General features: G+C 66.8%; 1 protein-coding gene. It reads right to left on the bottom strand.

Annotation, left to right across the window (positions count from 1 at the left end):
* Positions 1–10: 10 nt before the first annotated feature.
* A complete protein-coding gene (locus tag C8K38_RS26740; RefSeq protein WP_097214448.1) occupies positions 11–1,471 on the bottom strand; it encodes an aldehyde dehydrogenase family protein in 1,461 nt (486 codons plus the stop codon).
* Positions 1,472–1,558 lie beyond the last annotated feature (87 nt).

Below are 1,558 nucleotides of genomic sequence, written 5' to 3' on the forward strand. Positions count from 1 at the left end.
GTGTTGTGGGTCAGCGGCCCAGGTGGATGACGCCGGTGCGGAGGTCGGACATGTCGAGGAGGGTGTGTTTGCCGCCGATGCGGCCCCAGCCGGTGCCTTTGCCGCCGGCTCCGCCGAAGGGCATGTTGATGTCCCAGAATCCGGTGCTGTCGTTGACGATGACTTGGCCGGCTTCGATTTCTTCGATGAATCGGTAGGCCTTGGTGAGGTTTTCGGTGAAGACGGCGGCTTGGAGGCCGAGTGCGTCGGCGTTGGCGAGGCGGAGGAGTTCGTCGTCGTCGTTGGCGGTGATGACGGGGACGACGGGGCCGAAGGATTCTTCGGTGCTCAGGAGGCTGTCGGGGGTGACGCCGTCGACGATGGTGAAGTTGTAGTAGAGGTCGGTGGGGTGGCCGGTTTGGCGGGTGCCGCCGTGGAGGATGTCGAAGCCGCGGGTGCGGGCGTCGGCCATGTGGCGGTCCATTTTGGCGGCGACGCCTTCGTTGTTGACCGGTCCGAGGTTGACGGTGGGGTCGAAGGGGTTGCCGAGGTTGATGGTGTCGGCGTAGGCGACGAGGGCGGCGACGAATTGGTCGTGGACGTCGGCGTGGACGAGGGCGCGTTCGGTGGCGCAGCAGACCTGGCCTGCGCAGTAGTAGGCGGCGTCGGCGGCGGCTTTGGCGGCGGCTTCGATGTTGGCGTCGGCGAGGACGATGAGCGGTCCGTTGCCGGAGCATTCCATGATCGAGCGCTTGAGGCCTGCGGTGGCCTGGATTTTGGCGCCGGTTTGGGAGGAGCCGATGAAGCCGATGGCGTCGATGCCGGGGTGGGCGACGAGGTCGGAGCCGGTGGTGCCTTCGCCGGGCAGGATGTTGATCAGGCCGGTGGGTAGGCCTGCTGCTTCGAAGGCTTCCATGGCGGCGAGCACGGTCAGTGAGGTGTGGGTGGGGGGCTTGACGACGTGGGCGTTGCCGGTGGCCAGGCCGGGTGCGACGAATTCGGTGAGCATGAGCAGGGGGAAGTTCCAGGGCGTGATGATGGCCCAGACGCCGACGGGGCGGTAGAAGGTGAACATCCGCTTGGCCTGGTCGTTGGACGGCAGGGTTTCGCCGTGGAGGCGGACGGCGTCTTCGGCGTGCAGGTGGAACAGTTGGGCGGCTTCGGTGACGTCGGCGATCGATTCGGCGAGCGGCTTGCCCTGTTCGAGGGTTTGCAGGCGGGCGAGGGTGTCGATGCGCTTTTCGAGCTCGTCGCCGATGCGGTGGCAGATTTCGGCGCGCTGCCAGACGCCGACCTTGGCCCATTCGCGCTGGGCGCGGTGTGCGGCGTCGATGGCCTTGTCGATGTCGGCGGTCGAGGGGGTGGGCAGGGTCGCGATGTGCTGGCCGGTGACGGGGCTGATCACGTCGACGGCCGTCCCTGAGCTGCCGTCGGTGAACTGACCGTCGATGTAGAGCTGCTGCCGTGGGGCGGTCGGGATCGATGTGGTCATGGGTACAACCTTTTGATGTGAGCGGGACTGCCGCGGCCCGCGGTGTGTTGGGGGGTCACTCGTTCCGTGCGAGTTCAGTCACCATAG

Source organism: Rhodococcus sp. OK611 (genome assembly GCF_003050885.1).
GTDB lineage: Bacteria > Actinomycetota > Actinomycetes > Mycobacteriales > Mycobacteriaceae > Rhodococcus_G > Rhodococcus_G oryzae.